Annotated in this window: 15 protein-coding genes; 6 read left to right on the top strand and 9 right to left on the bottom strand. The window is 70.7% G+C overall.

Going from position 1 to position 19,775, the window contains the following annotated elements; genetic code table 11:
- Nucleotides 1-68: 68 nt before the first annotated feature.
- The 3 genes from QNO09_RS09720 (at nucleotide 69) to QNO09_RS09710 (ending at nucleotide 3,137) form a co-directional block, all read left to right on the top strand.
- The gene (locus tag QNO09_RS09720; protein WP_283969689.1) at nucleotides 69-1,418 is read left to right on the top strand and encodes a DUF2252 domain-containing protein; all 1,350 of its coding nucleotides are present in this window, start codon (nucleotides 69-71) and stop codon (nucleotides 1,416-1,418) included.
- Between the two features lie 67 nt (nucleotides 1,419-1,485).
- Nucleotides 1,486-2,181, top strand: coding sequence for a hypothetical protein (locus QNO09_RS09715; RefSeq protein ID WP_283969688.1), 696 nt, complete (start codon nucleotides 1,486-1,488; stop codon nucleotides 2,179-2,181).
- Nucleotides 2,182-2,297: 116 nt separating this feature from the next.
- Nucleotides 2,298-3,137 (top strand): thioredoxin domain-containing protein, encoded by an 840-nt coding sequence (locus QNO09_RS09710; RefSeq protein WP_283969687.1) that lies wholly within the window; start codon nucleotides 2,298-2,300, stop codon nucleotides 3,135-3,137.
- A 152-nt stretch (nucleotides 3,138-3,289) separates the two neighbouring features.
- On the opposite strand, the gene QNO09_RS09705 is transcribed toward QNO09_RS09710, so the two are convergent.
- Nucleotides 3,290-4,525 carry an IS701 family transposase gene (locus tag QNO09_RS09705; protein WP_283969686.1) on the bottom strand — a complete coding sequence of 412 codons (1,236 nt, stop codon included), beginning with the start codon at nucleotides 4,523-4,525 and terminating at the stop codon, nucleotides 3,290-3,292.
- Nucleotides 4,526-5,331: 806 nt separating this feature from the next.
- Between QNO09_RS09705 and QNO09_RS09700 the strand changes: the two genes are divergently transcribed.
- Entirely contained in the window at nucleotides 5,332-7,002 is a 1,671-nt protein-coding gene (locus tag QNO09_RS09700) for an alkaline phosphatase D family protein (protein WP_283969685.1), read from the top strand.
- Between the two features lie 6 nt (nucleotides 7,003-7,008).
- On the opposite strand, the gene QNO09_RS09695 is transcribed toward QNO09_RS09700, so the two are convergent.
- Nucleotides 7,009-7,686, bottom strand: coding sequence for a dienelactone hydrolase family protein (locus QNO09_RS09695; RefSeq protein WP_283969684.1), 678 nt, complete (start codon nucleotides 7,684-7,686; stop codon nucleotides 7,009-7,011).
- Between QNO09_RS09695 and QNO09_RS09690 the strand changes: the two genes are divergently transcribed.
- Nucleotides 7,685-8,821 (top strand): mechanosensitive ion channel family protein, encoded by a 1,137-nt coding sequence (locus QNO09_RS09690; RefSeq protein ID WP_283969683.1) that lies wholly within the window; start codon nucleotides 7,685-7,687, stop codon nucleotides 8,819-8,821. The genes QNO09_RS09695 and QNO09_RS09690 overlap by 2 nt on opposite strands.
- Nucleotides 8,822-8,885: 64 nt before the next feature.
- Here the strand turns inward: QNO09_RS09690 and QNO09_RS09685 are convergent, their stop codons facing one another.
- The 6 genes from QNO09_RS09685 to QNO09_RS09660 all read right to left on the bottom strand — a co-directional run bounded on the left by QNO09_RS09685 (nucleotide 8,886) and on the right by QNO09_RS09660 (nucleotide 14,656).
- Entirely contained in the window at nucleotides 8,886-9,626 is a 741-nt protein-coding gene (locus tag QNO09_RS09685; protein WP_283969682.1) for an SDR family NAD(P)-dependent oxidoreductase, read from the bottom strand.
- A 43-nt stretch (nucleotides 9,627-9,669) separates the two neighbouring features.
- Nucleotides 9,670-11,256: a Na+/H+ antiporter gene (locus QNO09_RS09680; protein WP_283969681.1), complete on the bottom strand. Its 1,587-nt coding sequence runs from the start codon at nucleotides 11,254-11,256 to the stop codon at nucleotides 9,670-9,672.
- A gap of 95 nt (nucleotides 11,257-11,351) precedes the next feature.
- The gene (locus tag QNO09_RS09675) at nucleotides 11,352-11,822 is read right to left on the bottom strand and encodes a GNAT family N-acetyltransferase (RefSeq protein ID WP_283969680.1); all 471 of its coding nucleotides are present in this window, start codon (nucleotides 11,820-11,822) and stop codon (nucleotides 11,352-11,354) included.
- A complete protein-coding gene (locus tag QNO09_RS09670; protein WP_283969679.1) occupies nucleotides 11,819-12,763 on the bottom strand; it encodes an RluA family pseudouridine synthase in 945 nt (314 codons plus the stop codon). The genes QNO09_RS09675 and QNO09_RS09670 overlap by 4 nt, the downstream gene beginning before the upstream one ends.
- 43 nt (nucleotides 12,764-12,806) lie before the next feature.
- Nucleotides 12,807-13,448 (bottom strand): signal peptidase II, encoded by a 642-nt coding sequence (gene lspA / locus QNO09_RS09665; RefSeq protein ID WP_283969678.1) that lies wholly within the window; start codon nucleotides 13,446-13,448, stop codon nucleotides 12,807-12,809.
- Between the two features lie 89 nt (nucleotides 13,449-13,537).
- Nucleotides 13,538-14,656, bottom strand: coding sequence for a TraR/DksA family transcriptional regulator (locus QNO09_RS09660; protein WP_283969677.1), 1,119 nt, complete (start codon nucleotides 14,654-14,656; stop codon nucleotides 13,538-13,540).
- 603 nt (nucleotides 14,657-15,259) lie between these two features.
- Here QNO09_RS09660 and ileS point away from each other — a divergent pair.
- Nucleotides 15,260-18,436 carry an isoleucine--tRNA ligase gene (ileS, locus tag QNO09_RS09655; protein WP_283969676.1) on the top strand — a complete coding sequence of 1,059 codons (3,177 nt, stop codon included), beginning with the start codon at nucleotides 15,260-15,262 and terminating at the stop codon, nucleotides 18,434-18,436.
- 206 nt (nucleotides 18,437-18,642) lie between these two features.
- Here the strand turns inward: ileS and QNO09_RS09650 are convergent, their stop codons facing one another.
- A complete protein-coding gene (locus QNO09_RS09650) occupies nucleotides 18,643-19,773 on the bottom strand; it encodes a DivIVA domain-containing protein (protein ID WP_283969675.1) in 1,131 nt (376 codons plus the stop codon).
- Nucleotides 19,774-19,775 lie beyond the last annotated feature (2 nt).

The raw sequence follows: 19,775 nt of genomic DNA, 5'->3' as shown, positions 1-19,775 counted from the left end.
GGCCGCCGCACGTTAGGCGAAGGGCGGACCAGCCGCCCTGCGACGCATGCACCAGGAGGCACCCAGCGATGTCGTTCCCGCAGCTCGACGACGAGCACCGCGGTGAGGAGATCCTCGCCGTCTTCGACACCGCGTTCGGCCGGCTGCTGGCCGCCGACCCCGCCGCGTTCCGCGTGAAGTTCCGGAAGATGGCGGCCTCGGCCTTCGCCTTCTACCGGGGGACGGCGTGCCTCTTCTACCACGACATGGACAAGGAGACCGCCGGGCGGGACGGCGGGAAGACGCCCGGCGGTCCCTACCTGGACGAGCGCACGTCCCGCGTGTGGATCCACGGCGATCTGCACGCGGAGAACTTCGGCACCTACATGGACGCCAACGGCCGCCTGATCTTCAACGTCAACGACTTCGACGAGGCCTACGTCGGCCCCTTCACCTGGGACCTGCAGCGCTTCGCCGCCTCCATCGCGCTGATCGGGTACGCGAAGGCGCTGAGCGACGAGCAGATCTCCGAGCTGGTGACGATCTACGCGGTGGCGTACCGCGAGCGGATCCGTGCCCTGGCGACGGGCGCGAAGAGCGACGAGGTGCCGCCGTTCACGCTGGACACGGCCGAGGGCCCGCTGCTGGACGCGCTGCGTGACGCCCGCTCCCTGACCCGCTTCGGCCTGCTGGACGCGATGACGGAGATCCGCGACTTCGAGCGCCGCTTCGCGGCGGGCGGCGGCTCCGTCGAGCTGGACGCGGCCACGCGCTACAAGGTCCTCGCCGCTTTCGACGGTTACCTGGAGACGCTGCCGGACAGCTCGCTGGCCCGCCCGGACTCCTACCGCGTGAAGGACGTCGTCGGCCGGCGCGGCATCGGCATCGGCTCGGCGGGGCTGCCGTCGTACAACATCCTGCTGGAGGGGCACAGCGACGCCCTGGAGAACGATGTCGTGATCTACATCAAGCAGGCCCAGACCCCGGCCGTCTCCCGGCACATCACCGACCGGGCGATCCGCGACTACTTCCAGCACGAGGGGCACCGCACGGTCATCTCCCAGCGCGCCCTCCAGGCGCACGCCGACCCATGGCTGGGCTGGACCGAGCTGGACGGTGCGGGCCAGCTGGTCGCCGAGGTCTCGCCGTACGCCGTGGACCTCGACTGGGACGACATCGACGACGCGGAGGAGATCGCCCAGGTGGTGGCCGACCTCGGACGGGCGACGGCCGCGATGCACTCGGCGGCGGACGACCAGTCCGGCGAGTCCCTGGTGCCGTTCTCCACGGAGCGGGCCATCGACGCGGCGATCGCGGCCGACGAGGAGGGCTTCGCCCCCCTGCTGGTCGACTTCGCGCACCGCTACGGCGCACGCGCGCGTGCCGACCACCAGAGCTTCGTCGACCTGTTCCGCAACGGACGGATTCCGGGCCTGTGACGGTAAGGCCTCTCACTGGCATCCTTTAGGGGTCCCTTACGGGCCCCCATGACAGACTCGTTTCGCTATGGACATATCCGGGATCCAGCTCAGAGCCGCGCGCGCGGCGCTGTTCACGACCGTGGTCGTGACACTCAGCACCGCGTCGCACGTGCTGCTGTCCCGGGCCCCGCTGCCGGTGGGCCCGGTGGCCGCGGTCGCCGCCGCCGTGTTCGTGATCGCGTTCGCCCTGGCGGGCGCCGAGCGCTCCTTCGGGAGGATCGCGGCCCTGCTGATCCCGCTGGAACTGGCCGCCGACACGGTCTTCACCACGGGCCAGCACGCCTGTTACGGCCGGGCGGGCGGCCCGGTCACCGGCCCCCTGCGCTCGGTCGGCCTGGACGTGCTCTGCGGCGGCGGTGAGGTCGGCACACCCCTGGCCCGGATGGCAGGGGCCACCGGCACCGACCGGCTCGCGGCCGCGGTGGTCCATGCCGACCCGGCCACCGCCTGGCTGCTGCTCGGCGCGCACATCGGCGTCGGGCTCCTCGCGGCCGGCTGGCTTCGCCGCGGCGAGCGGGCCCTGGCCCAGCTGCTGCGGGCGGTGACCGCGACCACGTTCCGGCCGCTGCTGCTGGCGGCCGCCGCGGTCGCGGTGGAGCGGGCCCCGGCCGGGCGGCGCCTGCCGGCGCGGGCCGCCGACCGCACCCCTACCGCCCGCGACCGGATCCTCGCGTACTCCCTGGGGCGGCGCGGACCGCCGTGCTCGTCCACCTTCGCGTAAGGCACTCGCCGTCGCGGGAGGCTCCTGCGCCCCCCCGCGGCCCTTTCGAGCACCAGCAGTCCTTCATACGTATCCCGCACACACCGCTGTGCGCCTCCCCCACGGAGAACATCACCATGAGCAAGCGGAACAGCCAGTCGGCGAAGACGGCGGCCCGTGAGCGGCTGCGCATCGAGCGCGAGCGCGAGGCCAAGCGGGCGAAGACGAAGCGGCAGGTCATCGTCGCCTGCTCGATCGTCGGCGTCCTGGCGATAGCCGGCGGCATCGGCTACGCCGTCGTCCAGGCCAACAAGCCCACCCACTGGGAGGCGGTCAAGGACGAGAAGGTCGTCACGCCGGCCAACACCACGGGCACCGACGGCACCACGGTCGTCATCGGCAAGGACTCGGCGAAGAAGACGCTGAAGATCTACGAGGACCCACGCTGTCCCGTGTGCGCCCAGTTCGAGCAGACCGTCGGCCCGACCGTGAAGAAGGACATCGACGACGGCAAGTACAAGATGCAGTTCATCGGCGCCACCTTCATCGACGGCGATGCTCTGGGTGACGGCAAGATTGGGTCCAACGGCGAGGGCTCCAAGAACGCCATGAGCGCCCTGGGCGCCGCGCTGAACGTGAGCGACGCGGCGTTCCTCGACTACAAGGCCGCGCTGTACTCGGCGAAGTACCACCCGGAGGAGACGACCGACAAGTTCAAGGACGACAGCTACCTCATCAAGGTCGCGAACACCGTCCCCGAGCTGAAGGACAACAAGAAGTTCCAGGACGCGGTCGAGAAGGGCACCTACGACGCCTGGGCGTTGGCGATGTCGAAGAGCTTCGACACCAACAAGGACGATGTAAGGGGGACCCCGAGCTTCGTCATGGACGGCAAGAAACTCACCACATCGGCCGGCAATCCACCCATGACGGTGGAGGACTTCAACTCCATGGTCAACACTGCACTTAAGGGTTGAGGAAGGTAGGTCGCAGGACCTAGTAGTGCTTCGTTAGGTTCTGGACTGTCTGCGGCTGCTTCGAGTGCTGGGCAGGGGGCGGCCGCAGGTAGTGCAGGTACCGGTCCAGCACCTCAGCAGGTCCTGAAGAACGTCGAGGACCTGGTAGAGGGTCAGGCCGGTGTGCGGACTTTTGGGTAGAGCCGCCTGAGGGTGAGGAATGCCTGGGCGGCGGTGACGAGGGTGACGTGGTGGTGCCAGCCGCGCCAGGTGCGGCCCTCGAAGTGGCCCAGTCCCAGGCCGTGTTTGAGCTCGCGGTAGTCGTGCTCGATCCGCCAGCGCATCTTGGCCCACCGCACCAGGTCAGCGGTAGGTGTGGTGGCGGGCAGGTTCGATATCCAGTAGCCCGTCGGAGTGTCCTGGCCGTCCGGCCATTCGACCAGGAGGGTCCGGGTGGGCAGGACGCCGTCCCACCGGTTGCGGCCGCCGCCCGCCTCCTGGGCCGCGGCCAGGGACTGCTTGCCCGCAGGCCGCACTGTCAGCACCGCGAACCGTGAGGTCATCGCGCCTTTGCTGCCCTGCCGCCAGGTCACCTCGGTGAACCGCTCCGCACCCGCCTCCACTGCGAGGACACAGACGGCTCGCGGTGGGGTGCGGTAGCGGGCAAGGGTGGGCGGCCCGAGTCCGCCATAAGCAGGCTGGTACGGCTCGGCATCCTCCAAGTGGGCGACTTCCTTCCCGGTCAGGGCCAGGACATAGGACAGCCCTCGCTCCTCGAGACCGAGCCGGAACGGGGTGCTGACGCCGTAGCCGGCATCGGCGACCACCACCGGCGCCTTCAACTGCCACTGAGCGAGTGTGTCCAGCAGACCGAGCGCCAGACGCCACTTCTCCCGGTGCACCACGTCGTCGGGGACTCCTGCCCTGCGGCATCGGTCCGGCTCATCCGTCCACTCACGCGGCAGATACAACTGCCACTCCAACGGGCACGAGGCAGTGTCGGTGGCGGCATGGACACTGACCGCGACCTGGCAGTTCGCCCGCTTGCCGACCGCTCCGCAATACTGGCGGGCCACCCCCACCGACGCCTTGCCGCACTTGGGGAACGACACATCGTCGATCACCCACACCTCAGGCGTGATCACCTCGGACAGCCGCGCGGCGATCCGCTGCCTGACCGGCAGCGGATCCCACGGCGACTGGTTCACGAACTGCTGCAGGGCCTGCATGTTCCCCTCCGGCAGACGCTCGGCCATCGGCTGGATCGACTTGCGCCGGCCATCGAGCATCAGGCCCCGCAGATAGCACTCGCCCCACCGCCGCTGATCCCGCCGCGACAGCGACCCGAACACATCGGCAACGAACTCCGCCAACTCACCCCGGAGCCGCTCCACTTCCCCCAACCTCACTCCAGGAAGCTACCCACGACCAGCCGAGATCACTCAACGTAACGAAGTACTACTAGACCACAGCAGGTTTCCGATGGCCAGCGGCGAGCGGAGTCTGGTTTCGCTCGTCTCTGGCTGGAAAGCGCCCCCCTACAAGCTTCGCCTACCGAACACGCTTGCGTGTTGATCTCGACTGCGCATAACGTCAGCTCACACCCCCGCGCACCGACCATGCGTGGGGAGCGCAATCAAAGACTGAACCCACAGATCAGGGGGAAGAAAATGCTTTCGGCAACTCCGCTTAGGCGCGCGCTCACCGGGGTGGCAGCAACCGCTTCTGCATTGGCACTCAGTACTGCTCCAGCTTTCGCTGGCTCAAATGCGCACGCTCAGTCAAAGAGTGAAAGCTGCGGAGTTATCAGCTGCATCACGGTCGAGCACGCAGAAGCTTGGTTCTATCACAATGGGGACCACTGGAAGGTGTGCGACACATACTCGGACGGCGACAGGGCCAAGATGTCCGTCTACTGGAGCGACTCCAACGGCAACCACGTCATTTACACCTCGGCCACGGGTGGTACGGGCGATTGTGCCACCGGTAACCACAACATACCGGAAGGCGAGGAGGTGACTCTGCAGGTCTGGCATCAGAACGGAGCCGATGGGTCACCCAAGCACAGGAAGACGGCCACCGGGAAGGCGTGAATCTACTGGCTCCACATCGAGCTTGACTCAAGGGGCTCGGTGAGCGCGCCAGCGTGGGTGGGTGTGGGCAAAGGTCTGGAGTTTGCCCACACCTGCACTACCGACCAGTAACCTGATCGGTCGTGACCAGTCGATACAGATCATCGAAAACGTCAGAGGGCGTCAACTCCCTCACACCACGCCGCCGTACGGTCGTCAAGGCCGCGGCGGCGACCGCTGTCCTGGCCGGGCCGCTGGCGGCGACCCCGCCGGCGCGTGCCGTGGAGCAGGCACCCGCCTTCCTGCACGGCGTGGCCTCCGGTGACCCGCTGCCGGACGGCATCCTGCTGTGGACCCGCGTCACCCCGGTGCCGGAGGCGATACCCGGCTCCGGAGTCGGCCCGGACACCGAAGTGAGCTGGATCGTCGCCGAGGACAAGGCGTTCACCATCGTCGTCGCCAAGGGCTCCACCACCGCCACGGCCGCCTCGGACCACACCGTGAAGGCCGACATCCGCGGCCTGCGGCCCGGCACCGACTACTGGTTCCGCTTCTCCGCCGGCGGCACCGACTCCCCCGCCGCGCGCACCCGCACCGCCCCGGCGCACGACACGGCCGTCCCGGGCCTGCGCTTCGGCGTGGTCTCCTGCGCCAACTGGGAAGCCGGTTACTTCTCCTCGTACCGTCATCTCGCGGCCCGCGGCGACCTGGACGCCTGGCTGCACCTCGGCGACTACATCTACGAGTACGGCACCGGCACGTACGGCACCCGCGACAAGGTCGTCCGCCCGCACGCGCCCGCCCACGAGATCGTCACACTCGCCGACTACCGCACCCGGCACGGGCGGTACAAGACCGACCCGGACCTCCAGGCGCTGCACGCCGCGGCCCCGGTCGTGGCGATCTGGGACGACCACGAGATCGCCAACGACGCCTGGTCGGGCGGCGCGGAGAACCACACGGAGGGCGCGGAGGGCGCCTGGTCCGCCCGCCAGGCCGCCGCGAGGCAGGCCTACTTCGAGTGGATGCCGGTGCGCCCGGCGATCGAGGGCACCACCTACCGCCGGCTGCGCTTCGGCAGGCTGGCCGACCTCTCGCTGCTGGACCTGCGCTCCTTCCGCTCGCAGCAGGTCAAGGTCGGCGACGGTGACGTCGACGACCCGGAGCGCACGCTCACCGGCCGCGCCCAGCTCGACTGGCTCAAGGCGGGGCTGAAGTCGTCCGACACGAGCTGGCGGCTGGTCGGCAATTCGGTGATGATCTCGCCGTTCGCCGTCGGCTCGCTCTCCGCCGACCTGCTGAAGCCCCTCGCCAAGCTGCTGGGCCTGCCGCAGGAGGGCCTCGCCCTCAACACCGACCAGTGGGACGGCTACACCGACGACCGCCGCGAGATCCTGGCGCACCTGCGGACGAACGCGATCCGCAACACGGTCTTCCTCACCGGCGACATCCACATGGCTTGGGCCAACGACGTTCCGGTGAACGCCGGCACGTATCCGCTGTCCCCGTCGGCCGCCACGGAGTTCGTCGTCACCTCGGTCACCTCGGACAACCTCGACGACATCGTGAAGGTCCCGGAGGGCACGGTCTCGGCGGTCGCCGCGCCGGTCATCCGCGCCGCCAACCGGCACGTCCACTGGGTGGACACCGACCGCCACGGCTTCGGCGTGCTGGACATCACGGCCGAGCGCGCGCAGATGGACTACTACGTCGTCTCCGACCGCACGAAGCGCGACGCGACCGCCACGTGGTCCCGCTCGTACCGCACCCGCAGCGGAACGCAGAAGGTCGAGCGCTCCTACGACCCGGTGTAACCGCCGCTACAGGGTGTCGAGGAAGCCGAGCGCCACCCGCCAGGTGGCCTCGGCGGCCTCCTCGTCGTAGTCCGGCAGGCCGGGGTCGGTGTAGAGGTGGCCGGCCCCGGCGTACCGGTACACCTCGACGTCGGCGCCGGTGCGGCCCATCTGGAGGTACCAGGCGCTGAGCCAGTCGTCCGTCTCGAAGGGGTCCGGCTCCGCCACGTGCAGCTGGACGGGCAGGTCCTCCGCCGTGACGTCGGGCGCGATGTCCGACGTGCCGTGCAGCAGGAGCAGTCCGCGCGCCCGGTCGTCGCCGAGGGCGAGCGTCTGCGCGATGGAGGCGCCGAGCGAGAACCCGGCGTACACCAGCCCGCGCTCGGAGTAGGGCGCGGCGGCCAGCACGGCCCGCTTCAGCAGCTCGTCCTTGCCGATCCTCTCCTTGTGCTCCATGCTCTCCTCGACCTCATCGAAGGTGCGCCCCTCGAAGAGGTCGGGCGTCCACACCTCGTGTCCGGCCGATCGCAGCCGGTCAGCGGCCTGGAGCACAGCGGGCCGCAGTCCGAGGGTCGAGTGAAAGAGCATGATGTTCATGAGGCCATGGTGCCAGCCGGGTGTGACGGCCCGGGTTCCCGGCACTACCCAGGACGCAACGGAAGTCACAGGTTCATGCCCCCGGGAGCCGGTTAGGTTCGGAGGCATGGAAAACCTGCTACGACCGCTGATCGTGGTCGGTGGCTCGGTCGTGCTCACGCTGGTGATCGGCTGGGCCACCGACTTCCTTCTGCGCAAGGCCGACGCACGGCATCACGACACCCCGCTGTGGGGGCTGCTCCGCCGTGCCCGCATCCCCTACCAGCTCGTGCTGGGCGCCGCCCTGCTGAGAGGCTCGTACGACGAGGCGCAACTGCTGCAGAGCCGCGAGGAGGCCGTCGGCCGGGTACTGGCCCTGGTGCTGATCGGGTCGACCGCCTGGCTGATCATCCGGATCGCGGCGGCGATCGTCGAGACGTCCTACAGCCGATACGCCCACGCCCGGGTCCACCGGGATCCGGCCCGGGTCCGCCGGGTGCGCACCCAGGTGACGCTGATCATGCGGGTCCTGTCCGCGATCGTCGGCGTGGTGGCCGCGGCGAGCATGCTGCTGACCTTCCCGGCGTTCAAGGCGGCCGGTGCCTCGCTGCTGGCCTCGGCCGGCATCCTCGGCATCGTCGCCGGTGTCGCCGCGCAGTCCACGCTGAGCAACATGTTCGCGGGCTTCCAGATCGCCTTCGGTGACATGGTGCGCATCGGCGACACCGTGGTGGTGGACGGCGAGTGGGGCACGGTCGAGGAGATCACGCTGACGTTCCTGACCGTCCGCACGTGGGACGAGCGCCGGATCACCATGCCGGTGTCGTACTTCACGTCCAAGCCGTTCGAGAACTGGTCGCGCGGCACCCCGCAGATGACCGGCATCGTCTTCTGGCACCTCGACCACTCGGCGCCCCTGGAGGCGATGCGCGACAGGCTCCGCGACATCCTGCGCGAGTGCCCGGCCTGGGACGGCCGCGCCTACAACCTGTCCGTCACGGACACCACCCCGACCACCATGCAGGTGCGGGCCCTGGTGACGGCCAAGGACGCGGACGACATCTGGACGGTGCGGGTCAGGGTCCGCGAGGAGATGATCCGCTGGCTGACCCGCGAGCACCCGTACGCCCTGCCCCGCGTCAACACGGCGGACGCGGTCCTTGCGCCGCCGGGAGGCAGCAATGGCCACCGCCCGGCCCCGCAGACCGTACCGGCCCAGCAGCGCCGCTACCACGGGAACGGCCCGGGACGGCCGGACCGCTGACGATCGGGACGGGCCCGCGCCCGTACGACGAGGGGGAGGGCCGGCCCTCCCCCTGTCCGCCGGATCAGTGGCCGCGCTCGGCGCCGCCGTTGACCTGGATGATCTGCGAGGTGATGTGCCCGGCGCCCGGGGAGGCCAGCCAGTGCAGGGTCTCGGCGACGTCCCCCGGGGTTCCCGCCCGCCCGTTGGAGGTCTCGGCGATGAGGCGCGCCCGTCGCTCCTCGGCCATCGTGTCCCCGAAGAACCCGGTGTCCTCGATGTACCCGGGCGCGACCACGTTGACGGTGATGCCGCGCGGCCCCAGTTCCCGCGCCAGAGCGTGGGCGTAGGGATGCAGCCCCGCCTTGGCCGCCGCGTACGCCCCGATCCCCGATCCCCGGTAGGCGGCGATGGAGCCGAGGAACAGCACCCGGCCGCCGGGCTCGGCGAGCCGCGGCTTCAGCGCCTCGGTGAGCAGGACGGCGGTGAGGACGTTGAGCCGGAAGTTCACGTTCCAGGTGTGCGCGACGGCCGCGAGCGGATCGTCACCCGGGGCGTCCGGTTCGAGCAGCCCGCTGCCCCCGGCGCTGTGCACGAGCACGTCCACAGCCCCCAACTCCCGCTGCACGAACGCGGCGACACCGCGCACGTCGGCCGGCTCGGCGAGATCGGCCGCGTACGTCAGCGCGCCGGGCACCCCGGCCCGCTGAAGCACCTCGGCCCGCCGCCCGAGCAGCAGCACCCGATCCCCGTCGGCGGCGAACACCCGGGCCGCCGCGAGGCCGACTCCCGTACCTCCACCACTGATGACCACATTCCGCGCCATGTGAACGACCCTATGCCGCCCCGGCTGCCCGCCGCGACGCGACTCAGCGCAGGCTGCGGACGTCGAGGTGCCGCAGCACCCGGTCCACCACCTCGGGGTCGGCCCCCGGTTCACTGCGCGCCGCGAGCACCTCGTGCCGCGCCGCACTCAGCATCTCCTGCTGGATGCGCCGGACCCGCTTCACCCGCCGGGCCCTCTCCCGGTACGCCTCGCGCCGTTCGTCCTCCGCCAGTTCGGGACTGATCCGCACCCCGATGTCGTAGGCGCGCCGCAGCATCTGCTCGGACAGTTCCTCCGGCAGCTCCTCGTTCTCCTCGATCTCCCGCAGTCTGTGCTTCGCCGCCTCGGCCGCCCGGATCGCCAGCGCCTTAGCGAGCTCCTTGTCCTGGTCCGTGTCGGCCTTGACGCCGAGCCGCCGCACCAGCCACGGCAAGGTGAGTCCCTGGAGCACCAGCGTCGCCATGATCACACCGAACGCGATGAAGATGATCTCGTCCCGGCTGGGGAACGGCGCGCCCGCGTCGGTCTCCAGCGGGATGGCCAGCACCAGCGCGACCGAGGCCACCCCGCGCATCCCCGACCACCACATCACCACGGTCTCGCGCCAGCTCACCGGGATGTCCTCGTCGTAGTCCCGCCGCGCGTGCAGCCGCTTGGTCAGCCAGGTCGCCGGCAGCAGCCACAGCAGCCGTGCCAACACCACGACGACCACCACCACCGCCGCCCACCAGAGCAGCTCGCCCCACCGCCCGGAGGCCGTGCGGATGGCGTTGTGCAACTCCAGCCCGACCAGCCCGAACGCGACGCCGGTGACGAGCGTGTCGACGATGTTCCAGAAGGTGTGCCCGGCCAGCCGCGTCATGACGTTGTCGGCGTCCGAGCCGTACTCCGCGAGGAACAGCGCGGTGGTGAGCACGGCGAGCACGCCCGAGCCGTGCAGTTCCTCGGCCATGACGTACGCGGCGTAGGGCACGAGCAGGGTCAGCCCGATCTGCAGGGTCGCGTCGCCGAGCACCTCCATCAGCTTGTTCGCACCCCAGCCCAGGACGAGGCCCACGGCCACCGCCACCACGGCCGACAGCACCAGGTCGAGCCCGGCCTTCCAGGGTGAGAACGTCCCGCTGACGGCGGCGGCGATCGCCACGTGGTAGAGGACGATGGCCGTCACGTCGTTGAACAGCCCTTCGCCCTCCAGGATCGACACGAGCCGGCGCGGCAGTCCCAGCTGTCCGGCCACGGCGGTCGCCGCGATCGGGTCGGGCGGCGCCACCAGCGCGCCCAGCGCGAACGCCGCGGCGAGCGGCAGCCCCGGCACGATCGCGTCGGCGACGGCGGCCACACAGGCCATGGTGACGAACACCAGCGCCACGGCCAGCAGGAAGATCGGCCTCTTGTTCGCCGCGAACTGCCGCCAGGACGTGCGCCGCACGGCGGCGTACAGCAGGGGCGGCAACAGCAGCGGCAGAATCAGGTCCGGCGGGATCTCGACGTTCGGCACGAACGGGAGCAGTGCGAGGACCATGCCCAGCAGCGTCATCAGCACCGGCGCGGGTACCGCGAACCGGTCGCCCACGGGGACACTGATCACGGCCCCGAGCAACAGCAGGAACAGCAGGGCCAACTGATCCACGGTCAGCGCTCCGAGAGGTCACATATTCACACGACTGACCTCAAGCCTGCCACGCGACTGCAGGGACAAACCGTTTCGGCACCTGCCTCGTGGGGCTAGAGCGAACGCCGCATCCCCTGATGCGGAATGCCCGCCTCCAGGTACTCCGGCCCGTACGGCTCATAGCCGAGCCGCTCGTAGAAGCCCAGCGCGTGTGTCTGCGCGTGCAGGTCCACGGCCGTGAGACCCCGCGCGCGAGCCGCGTCCTCGATGGCCCGCACCAGGGCGGCCCCGACGCCGAGCCCCCGCGCGGCGCCCGTGACCGCGAGCCGGCCGAGGGAGCCCACCAAAGGGCCGGCACCGGTCTGCGCCACGGCCGCCGCCCCGTGCAGCAGCCGCCCCGTCCCGAGCGGCACACCGTCCTCGCGGACCGCCAGCACATGGACCGCGCCGGCGTCGTACGCGTCGTACTCGATGTCCTCGGGCACGCCCTGCTCGCCGACGAAGACCTCCTTGCGCACCGCGAAGCACGCCTCCCGGTCGGCCGGGCCCTCGGCGACCCGCACCAGGTACGGGGTGGTGCTCACGCGTACGTCTCCTCGCGGACCTGCTCCAGGGCCGCGTGCAGGTCCTCCGGGTAGTCGCAGGAGAACTCCGCCCACTGCCCGTCCCCGGGGTGCTCGAAGCCGAGCCGCACCGCGTGCAGCCACTGGCGGGTCAGCCCGAGGCGCTTGGCGAGCGTCGGGTCGGCTCCATAGGTGAGGTCGCCCACGCAGGGGTGCCGGTGAGCGGCCATGTGGACGCGGATCTGGTGCGTGCGGCCGGTCTCCAGCTTCACGTCGAGCAGGGAGGCCGCGCGGAACGCCTCGATGAGGTCGTAGTGCGTGACGGACGGCTTGCCCTCGGCGGTGACGGCCCACTTGTAGTCGTGCTGCGGGTGCCGGCCGATGGGCGCGTCGATGGTGCCGCTGGTCGGGTCGGGGTGGCCCTGGACGAGCGTGTGGTAGCGCTTGTCGACCGTGCGCTCCTTGAACTGGCGCTTCAGCGACGTGTACGCGTACTCCGACTTGGCGACCACCATCAGCCCCGACGTGCCCACGTCGAGCCGGTGCACGATGCCCTGGCGCTCGGCGGCGCCGGAGGTGGAGATCCGGTACCCGGCGGCGGCGAGGCCTCCGATGACGGTCGGCCCGGTCCAGCCCGGCGACGGGTGCGCGGCCACGCCGACCGGCTTGACGATCACGACCACGTCATCGTCGTCGTGCACGATCTCCATGCCCTCGACCGGCTCGGCCACGACCTGCACCGGCGCGGGCGCCTGCGGCATCTCGACCTCCAGCCAGGCGCCGCCGTGCACGCGCTCCGACTTGCCGACCACCGACCCGTCGACCGTGACCTTTCCCGCGGCGGCGAGCTCGGCCGCCTTGGTACGGGAGAAGCCGAACATGCGGGAGATGGCGGCGTCGACACGCTCGCCCTCCAGGCCGTCGGGCACGGGCAGGGTTCGGATCTCGGGAATCGTGCTCACCCGTCGAGTATGCCGGACGGCTCCGACAGGGCCGCACGCGCGCTCAGTCCTTGTGGACGGTGCCGTCCGGGTCGAGGCCCTTGAACGACAGCACGACGATCAGGATGCCGCCGCACACGATCGCCGAGTCGGCCAGATTGAAGACGGCGAAGTGCTTGGGCGCGATGAAGTCCACGACCGCGCCCTCGAAGACGCCCGGCGCCCGGAAGATCCGGTCGGTGAGGTTGCCCAGCGCCCCGCCGAGCAGCAGGCCCAGCGCGATCGCCCAGGGCAGGCTGTAGAGCTTGCGGGCCAGGCGGGCGATCACCACGATCACCGCCGCCGCGATCATCGTGAAGATCACGGTGAAGGCCTCACCGAAGCCGAAGGCCGCGCCCGCGTTGCGGATCGCCTCGAACTTCAGCCAGTCCCCGATGATCTCGACGGGCGGGTGGTGCTCCAGCTTGGCCACCACGATCAGCTTGCTGATCAGGTCGAGGGCGTACGCGAACGTGGCGACGGCGAACAGCACCGCCATCCGGCGCTTGCCCCGGGGCCGCCCGGTGCCGGTCTCCGGCTGGTCGGCACCGGCCGCCGGGCCGGTGCCGGGCTCGCCGGCCGGGGTGCCCTCGGAGTCGGGCCGCTCCTTGCCGCCGGCCGCGTCCGGTGTGTCCGGCGTACCGATGATGCGCTCCGCCTCTGCCACGTGAGTCCCTCAACCTAGGTGCCTGACTGAGGACGAGGGTACGGCACACCCCGTACGTCGCACGTGCTCAGGAGGCATTCGGCGGCGGGTCAGTAACGGCGCTCCTGCTTCTGCTTGCACTCCACGCAGAGCGTGGCCCGGGGGAAGGCCTGCATGCGGGCCTTGCCGATGGCGTTGCCGCAGTTCTCGCACAGACCGTAGGTGCCCGCGTGCAGACGTTCCAGGGCGCGCTCGGTCTGGAGGAGCATCTCGCGCGCGTTGGCGGCCAGGGCCAGCTCGTGCTCGCGGGTGATGTTCTTGGTGCCGGTGTCCGCCTGGTCGTCGCCCGCGCCGTCCCCGGAGTCCCGCATCAGTCCGGCGAGCGACCGCTCCGACGATGTGATCTCCTCACGCAGCCGGGTCTCCTCGGACGTCAGCTCGGAGCGCGCCTCCTCGACCTCCTCCTCCGTCCAGGGGTCCTCGCCCGGGCGTACCGCGAGCTCACCGGGCTCCGCCGCGGCGACCCGTGCCTTGGGAACGGCGGTCTTCGCCGCCGTGGCCGTGCCAGGAGTCTTCTTCGCAACCACCGTCGTCGCTCCCGTCTGCTGCGCGGCCTCGGCCGCACCCGCCTTCGTGGCCGCACTGCGCGCGGCCGTTTCCTGTGTGACCGCGCCGGTCGGGGCAGCGCCCTTCCCGGCCGCGCTCTTGGTGGTGCTCTTTCCGCCGGTGGCCCTTTCGGCCGGGGCCTGCCTGGCCGCCGTCTTCCTCGCGGCCGCCTTCGCGCCCGTCGGCTTCTTCCTGGCCGCGGCCTTCTCGGCCGGGGCGGTCGTCTTGGCCGTCGCCTTCTTCACAGCCGCCTTCCCGGCCGGGGCCTCGGGCGCCGGGTCCCCGGCCGCGGCTTTCTCGGCCGCCGCCGTTCCGGCCCCCGCCATCCTGGTCGTCTTCTTGGTCGTCGTCCTGGTAGCCGTCTTGGTGGCCGTCTTGGTGGCCGTCGTCTTCGCCACGGCTTCCTCGCCGGCCCCTTCCCCGGCCGCGGCCTTCTCGGCCGTCACCTTCTTCCCGGCCGTCCGCGTCCCCCCGGCCGCTTTCCCCCCGCTCTCCTTCGCCCCGCGCCCCGCCGGGGGTCCCTGCGCGGACTTCTTCCCGCCCACGCCCTTGGCCGCACCGCCGGAGGCCTCCGCGGACCTGCCGGACGCCGGATGCTGTACGGCGGTCTTCTTCGCCACCATGGCCGCGGCCCCTTCACATATTGTGATCTTGCTCGCGAATCGTGCTGGGACGATAAATCGACTCGAGTCCCGCGGCAACGGGGCACACCGCCCGATTCGCCCGCCTCGCGCACGCCACGCGGCGAACCTGCATCCGTTGTGCCCAGCTCCCCGCCCGGTAATCCGCCGAGCGGGACGTCCCAGGATCCGAACACCTATACCGCGCCATTCGGGTCATCAAACCCATTTCGCCCCCTGCTCGGCCCTCCCCTCCCGGCAGCCACGAAAACGGGTCGGCCGCTGTCCGCGCGGCGCCGTACACTGGGCGGAGCGAAAAGCGTGGATGGGGACGAGTAGCGGCGTAGGCAGCCCAGAGCGACCCGGGGACGGTGGAAGCCCGGGGGCGAGCGCGACGCGAAGATCACCCCGGAGCCGCCGGAAGAACGCCCTCCAGGGCCAGTAGACCCGGCATCGCGACCCCAATGAGGGGGCTCACCGGCGCACACCCCGTGCCGGAGGGCCAAGGAGGGTGGTACCGCGGGAGCGCGCCGAAGACGGCGCAGGCAGACCTAGCTCTCGTCCCTCCGGACGGAAGGCAGCAAGTCCGCCGGAGGAAGCCCGCTGATGACATCGCCGACGTACCGCCAGGTGCCCGCCCAGGTCGACCTGCCCGCCCTCGAGCACGCCGTGCTCGACTTCTGGCGCGAGCAGAAGATCTTCGCCAAGAGCCTGGAGCAGTCCGAGGGCCGCCCCGAGTGGGTGTTCTACGAGGGTCCGCCCACCGCCAACGGCATGCCCGGTGCCCACCACATCGAGGCCCGCGTCTTCAAGGACGTCTTCCCCCGCTTCCGCACCATGCGCGGCTACCACGTGGCCCGCAAGGCCGGCTGGGACTGCCACGGCCTCCCCGTGGAGCTCGCCGTCGAGAAGGAGCTCGGCTTCTCCGGAAAGCAGGACATCGAGGCGTACGGCATCGCGGAGTTCAACGAGAAGTGCCGCGAGTCGGTGACCCGGCACACGGACGCCTTCGAAGAGCTCACGACCCGCATGGGCTACTGGACCGACCTCCAGGATCCCTACCGCACGATGGACCCCGAGTACATCGAGTCGGTCTGGTGGTCGCTGAAGGAGATCTTCAACAAGGGCCTGCTGGTCCAGGACCACCGCGTGGCCCCCTGGTGCCCCCGCTGCGGCACGGGCCTGTCGGACCACGAGCTGGCGCAGGGCTACGAGACGGTCGTCGACCCGTCGGTCTTCGTCCGCTTCCCCCTCACCTCCGGCCCGCTCGCCGGTGAGGCCGCGCTCCTGGTGTGGACGACGACCCCGTGGACCCTGGTGTCCAACACCGCCGTCGCCGCCCACCCCGAGGTCACCTACGTCGTCGCCACCGACGGCGAGGAGAAGCTCGTCGTCGCCGAGCCGCTCCTCGCCAAGGCCCTCGGCGAGGGCTGGGACGTCACCGGTCAGACCTTCACCGGCGCCGAGATGGAGCGCTGGACGTACCAGCGCCCCTTCGAGCTGGTGGAGTTCCCGAGCGCAAGCGAGGGAACCAATGGGCACAGCCCGGCCGAAGCCCACTTCGTGGTCAACGCCGAGTACGTCACCACCGAGGACGGCACGGGTCTGGTCCACCAGTCCCCCGCCTTCGGTGAGGACGACCTCAAGGTCTGCCGCGCCTACGGTCTGCCGGTCGTGAACCCGGTCCGCCCCGACGGCACCTTCGAGGAGGACGTCCCCCTCGTCGGCGGCGTCTTCTTCAAGAAGGCCGACGAGAAGCTCACCGAGGACCTCGACAGCCGCGGCCTGCTCTTCAAGCACATCCCGTACGAGCACAGCTACCCGCACTGCTGGCGCTGCCACACCGCGCTGCTCTACTACGCCCAGCCGTCCTGGTACATCCGCACCACGGCGCTCAAGGACCGTCTCCTCGCGGAGAACGAGGGCACCCACTGGTTCCCGGACACCGTCAAGCACGGCCGGTACGGCGACTGGCTGAACAACAACATCGACTGGGCGCTGTCCCGCAACCGCTACTGGGGCACCCCGCTGCCCATCTGGCGCTGCGAGGACGACCACCTCACCTGCGCCGGATCCCTCGCGGAGCTGACCGAGCTGACCGGCACGGACCAGTCGGGCCTGGACCCGCACCGCCCGTTCATCGACGACGTCACCTTCCCCTGCCCGCAGGACGGCTGCGGAAAGACGGCCACGCGCGTGCCCGAGGTCATCGACGCCTGGTACGACTCGGGCTCGATGCCGTTCGCGCAGTGGGGCTACCCGTACAAGAACAAGGAGCTGTTCGAGGCCCGCTACCCGGCACAGTTCATCTGCGAGGCCATCGACCAGACCCGCGGCTGGTTCTACACGCTGATGGCGGTCGGCACGCTCGTCTTCGACAAGTCGTCGTACGAGAACGTCGTCTGCCTCGGTCACATCCTGGCCGAGGACGGCCGCAAGATGTCCAAGCACCTGGGCAACACCCTGGAGCCGATCCCGCTCATGGACCGGCACGGCGCCGACGCCGTCCGCTGGTTCATGGCGGCCGGCGGCTCCCCGTGGGCGGCCCGCCGCGTGGGCCACGGCACGATCCAGGAGGTCGTCCGCAAGACGCTCCTGACGTACTGGAACACGGTCGCCTTCCAGGCCCTCTACGCCCGTACGACGGGCTGGGCCCCGTCCGGGGCGGACCCGGCCCCGGCCGACCGCCCGGTCCTGGACCGCTGGCTGCTGTCCGAACTGCACGCCCTCACCGACCAGGTCACCAAGGCCCTGGACGCCTACGACACCCAGCGCGCCGGCAAGCTGCTGTCCGCGTTCGTCGACGACCTGTCCAACTGGTACGTGCGCCGCTCCCGCCGCCGCTTCTGGCAGGGCGACAAGGCGGCGCTGCGCACGCTGCACGAGGTCGTCGAGACGGTCACGCAGCTGATGTCGCCGCTGACCCCGTTCATCACCGAGCGGGTGTGGCAGGACCTGATCGTCCCGGTCACGCCGGGCGCCCCGGAGTCGGTCCACCTGTCCTCCTGGCCGGAGGCGGACCTCGGCGCCATCGACCCGGAGCTGTCGAAGCAGATGGTGCTGGTGCGCCGGCTGGTGGAGCTCGGCCGGGCCACGCGCGCGGAGTCGGGCGTCAAGACGCGTCAGCCGCTGTCCCGCGCGCTGATCGCGGCGGCGGGCTTCGACGCCCTGGACCCCGAACTGCGCACGCAGATCACGGAGGAGCTCAACGTCGAGTCCCTGGCGACGCTGAGCGAGGTCGGCGGGAGCCTGGTCGACACCACGGCGAAGGCCAACTTCCGTGCGCTGGGCAAGCGGTTCGGCAAGCGCGTCCAGGACGTGGCCAAGGCCGTCGCCGGCGCGGACGCGGCCGCCCTGTCCCTGGCCCTGCGCGAGGGCACGGCGTCGGTCGAGGTCGACGGCGAGACCATCACGCTGGCCCCCGACGAGGTCATCATCACGGAGACCCCGCGCGAGGGCTGGTCGGTGGCATCCGACGCCGGGGCGACGGTCGCCCTGGACCTGGAGATCACGGAGGAGCTGCGTCGTGCGGGTCTGGCCCGGGACGCGATCCGCCTGATCCAGGAGGCCCGCAAGAACAGCGGCCTCGACGTGGCCGACCGCATCGCGCTGCGCTGGACGGCCACGGACCAGGCGACGGCAGAGGCCCTCACCGACCACGCCGGCCTGATCGCCGACGAGGTCCTCGCCACCGACTTCGCCGGCGGCGAGGCGGACGGCACCTACGGCGAGCCCTTCACCGACGAAGGTCTGTCCCTGACGTTCCGACTGCGCAAGGCGTAACGCTCAGGCCGAAGGCCCGTACCCACCAAAGATCTTGGTGGGTACGGGCCTTCGGCGTTGCGTGCGCACGCACGCGAACGTGTACGCACGAACGCGATGTCGCAGAGGCGAACGCGTGTGGCAAAAGGGCGAGGCCCCGGGTGGGAACCCGGGGCCTCGCCCTGAACGCTGCCGACGTCTATGCCGTACTACCGGCCATCAGGCCGTCAGTTGTCGTCCTCGTCGATCAGGAAGCCCCGCATCGGCGAGGGCGCCTGACCCATCGGGGACGGGCCCTGCGGGCGCACCGGCGCCATCGGCTGGGTCATCGCCGGCGACATCTGCTGCTGACCGCCGTAGGACGGACCGGACGGCGACGGGCCGCCGCCCATCGTCTGGTTGCCGCCACCGTAGGACGGGGCGCTCGCGCCGGCCGGAGCCATGGAAGGCGCCGGGGACGGCGGGAGGGACGCGGTCGCCGGAGTGCGCGGCGGGGCCAGCGAGTCGTCGGCCTGGGTCTCCAGCTGACGCAGCTGCGACTCCAGGTACGACTTCAGGCGCGTGCGGTACTCGCGCTCGAAGCCGCGCAGGTCCTCGACCTTGCGCTCCAGCGTGGCGCGGGCGGACTCCAGGGAGCCCATCGCGACGCGGTGCTTCTCCTGCGCGTCCCGCTCCAGGGCGTCCGCCTTGGCACGGGCGTCACGCTCCAGACCCTCGGCACGCGAACGGGCCTCGCCGACGATCTTGTTGGCCTCGGAACGGGCCTCCGCGATCGCCTGGTCGGCGGTCTGCTGGGCCAGCGAGAGGACACGAGCGGCGCTGTCGCCACCGGGACCCTGCTGACCGGGGCCGCCCATCGGACCGCCCATGGGGCCGGGGCCGCCCATCGGGCCGCCCATCTGCTGCTGCATCGGGGGCTGGCCCATCGGACCCGGACCCTGGCCCATCGGACCGGGACCCTGGGGTCCACCCTGACCACCGGGACCGGCGGGCAGCTGCGGGGCACCGCTCGGCAGCTGGGGCGGACCACCCATGGGGCCACCCATCTGCTGCTGCGGCGGGCCCGATATGCCGGCGGGTACGGGACCACCGGGACCCCGCATGCCCTGCTGCTGGTGCTGCGGTGGCTGTTGCTGATCCTGCTGCTCCGGCGGTTTGCGCATGTTCTGCTGGTTCTGCGCGGCAGCACGCGTGGCCGCGGCCAGCTTGGCGCGCAGGTCCTCGTTCTCGCGGAGCAGGCGGGTCAGTTCGGCTTCGACCTCATCGAGGAAGGCATCGACCTCGTCCTCGTCATAGCCTTCTCGGAGGCGGACGGTCGTGAACTGCTTGTTCCGCACGTCCTCGGGGGTCAACGGCATCT

This window comes from Streptomyces sp. 378 (genome assembly GCF_030124145.1).
In the GTDB taxonomy this organism is placed as follows: Bacteria; Actinomycetota; Actinomycetes; order Streptomycetales; family Streptomycetaceae; genus Streptomyces.
The sequence above is the reverse complement of the archived record's forward strand: the minus strand, read 5'-3'. Positions and strand labels throughout refer to the sequence as shown.

Bases quoted from the DNA above. Each gene is read 5' to 3' on its own strand.
- QNO09_RS09710 (WP_283969687.1), top strand. From the start codon at position 2,298: ATGAGCAAGCGGAACAGCCAGTCGGCGAAGACGGCGGCCCGTGAGCGG.
- QNO09_RS09720 (WP_283969689.1), top strand. From the start codon at position 69: ATGTCGTTCCCGCAGCTCGACGACGAGCACCGCGGTGAGGAGATCCTC.
- QNO09_RS09690 (WP_283969683.1), top strand. From the start codon at position 7,685: ATGGAAAACCTGCTACGACCGCTGATCGTGGTCGGTGGCTCGGTCGTG.
- QNO09_RS09715 (WP_283969688.1), top strand. From the start codon at position 1,486: ATGGACATATCCGGGATCCAGCTCAGAGCCGCGCGCGCGGCGCTGTTC.
- QNO09_RS09685 (WP_283969682.1), bottom strand. From the start codon at position 9,626: ATGGCGCGGAATGTGGTCATCAGTGGTGGAGGTACGGGAGTCGGCCTC.
- ileS (WP_283969676.1), top strand. From the start codon at position 15,260: ATGACATCGCCGACGTACCGCCAGGTGCCCGCCCAGGTCGACCTGCCC.
- QNO09_RS09695 (WP_283969684.1), bottom strand. From the start codon at position 7,686: ATGCCTCCGAACCTAACCGGCTCCCGGGGGCATGAACCTGTGACTTCC.
- QNO09_RS09660 (WP_283969677.1), bottom strand. From the start codon at position 14,656: ATGGTGGCGAAGAAGACCGCCGTACAGCATCCGGCGTCCGGCAGGTCC.
- QNO09_RS09650 (WP_283969675.1), bottom strand. From the start codon at position 19,773: ATGCCGTTGACCCCCGAGGACGTGCGGAACAAGCAGTTCACGACCGTC.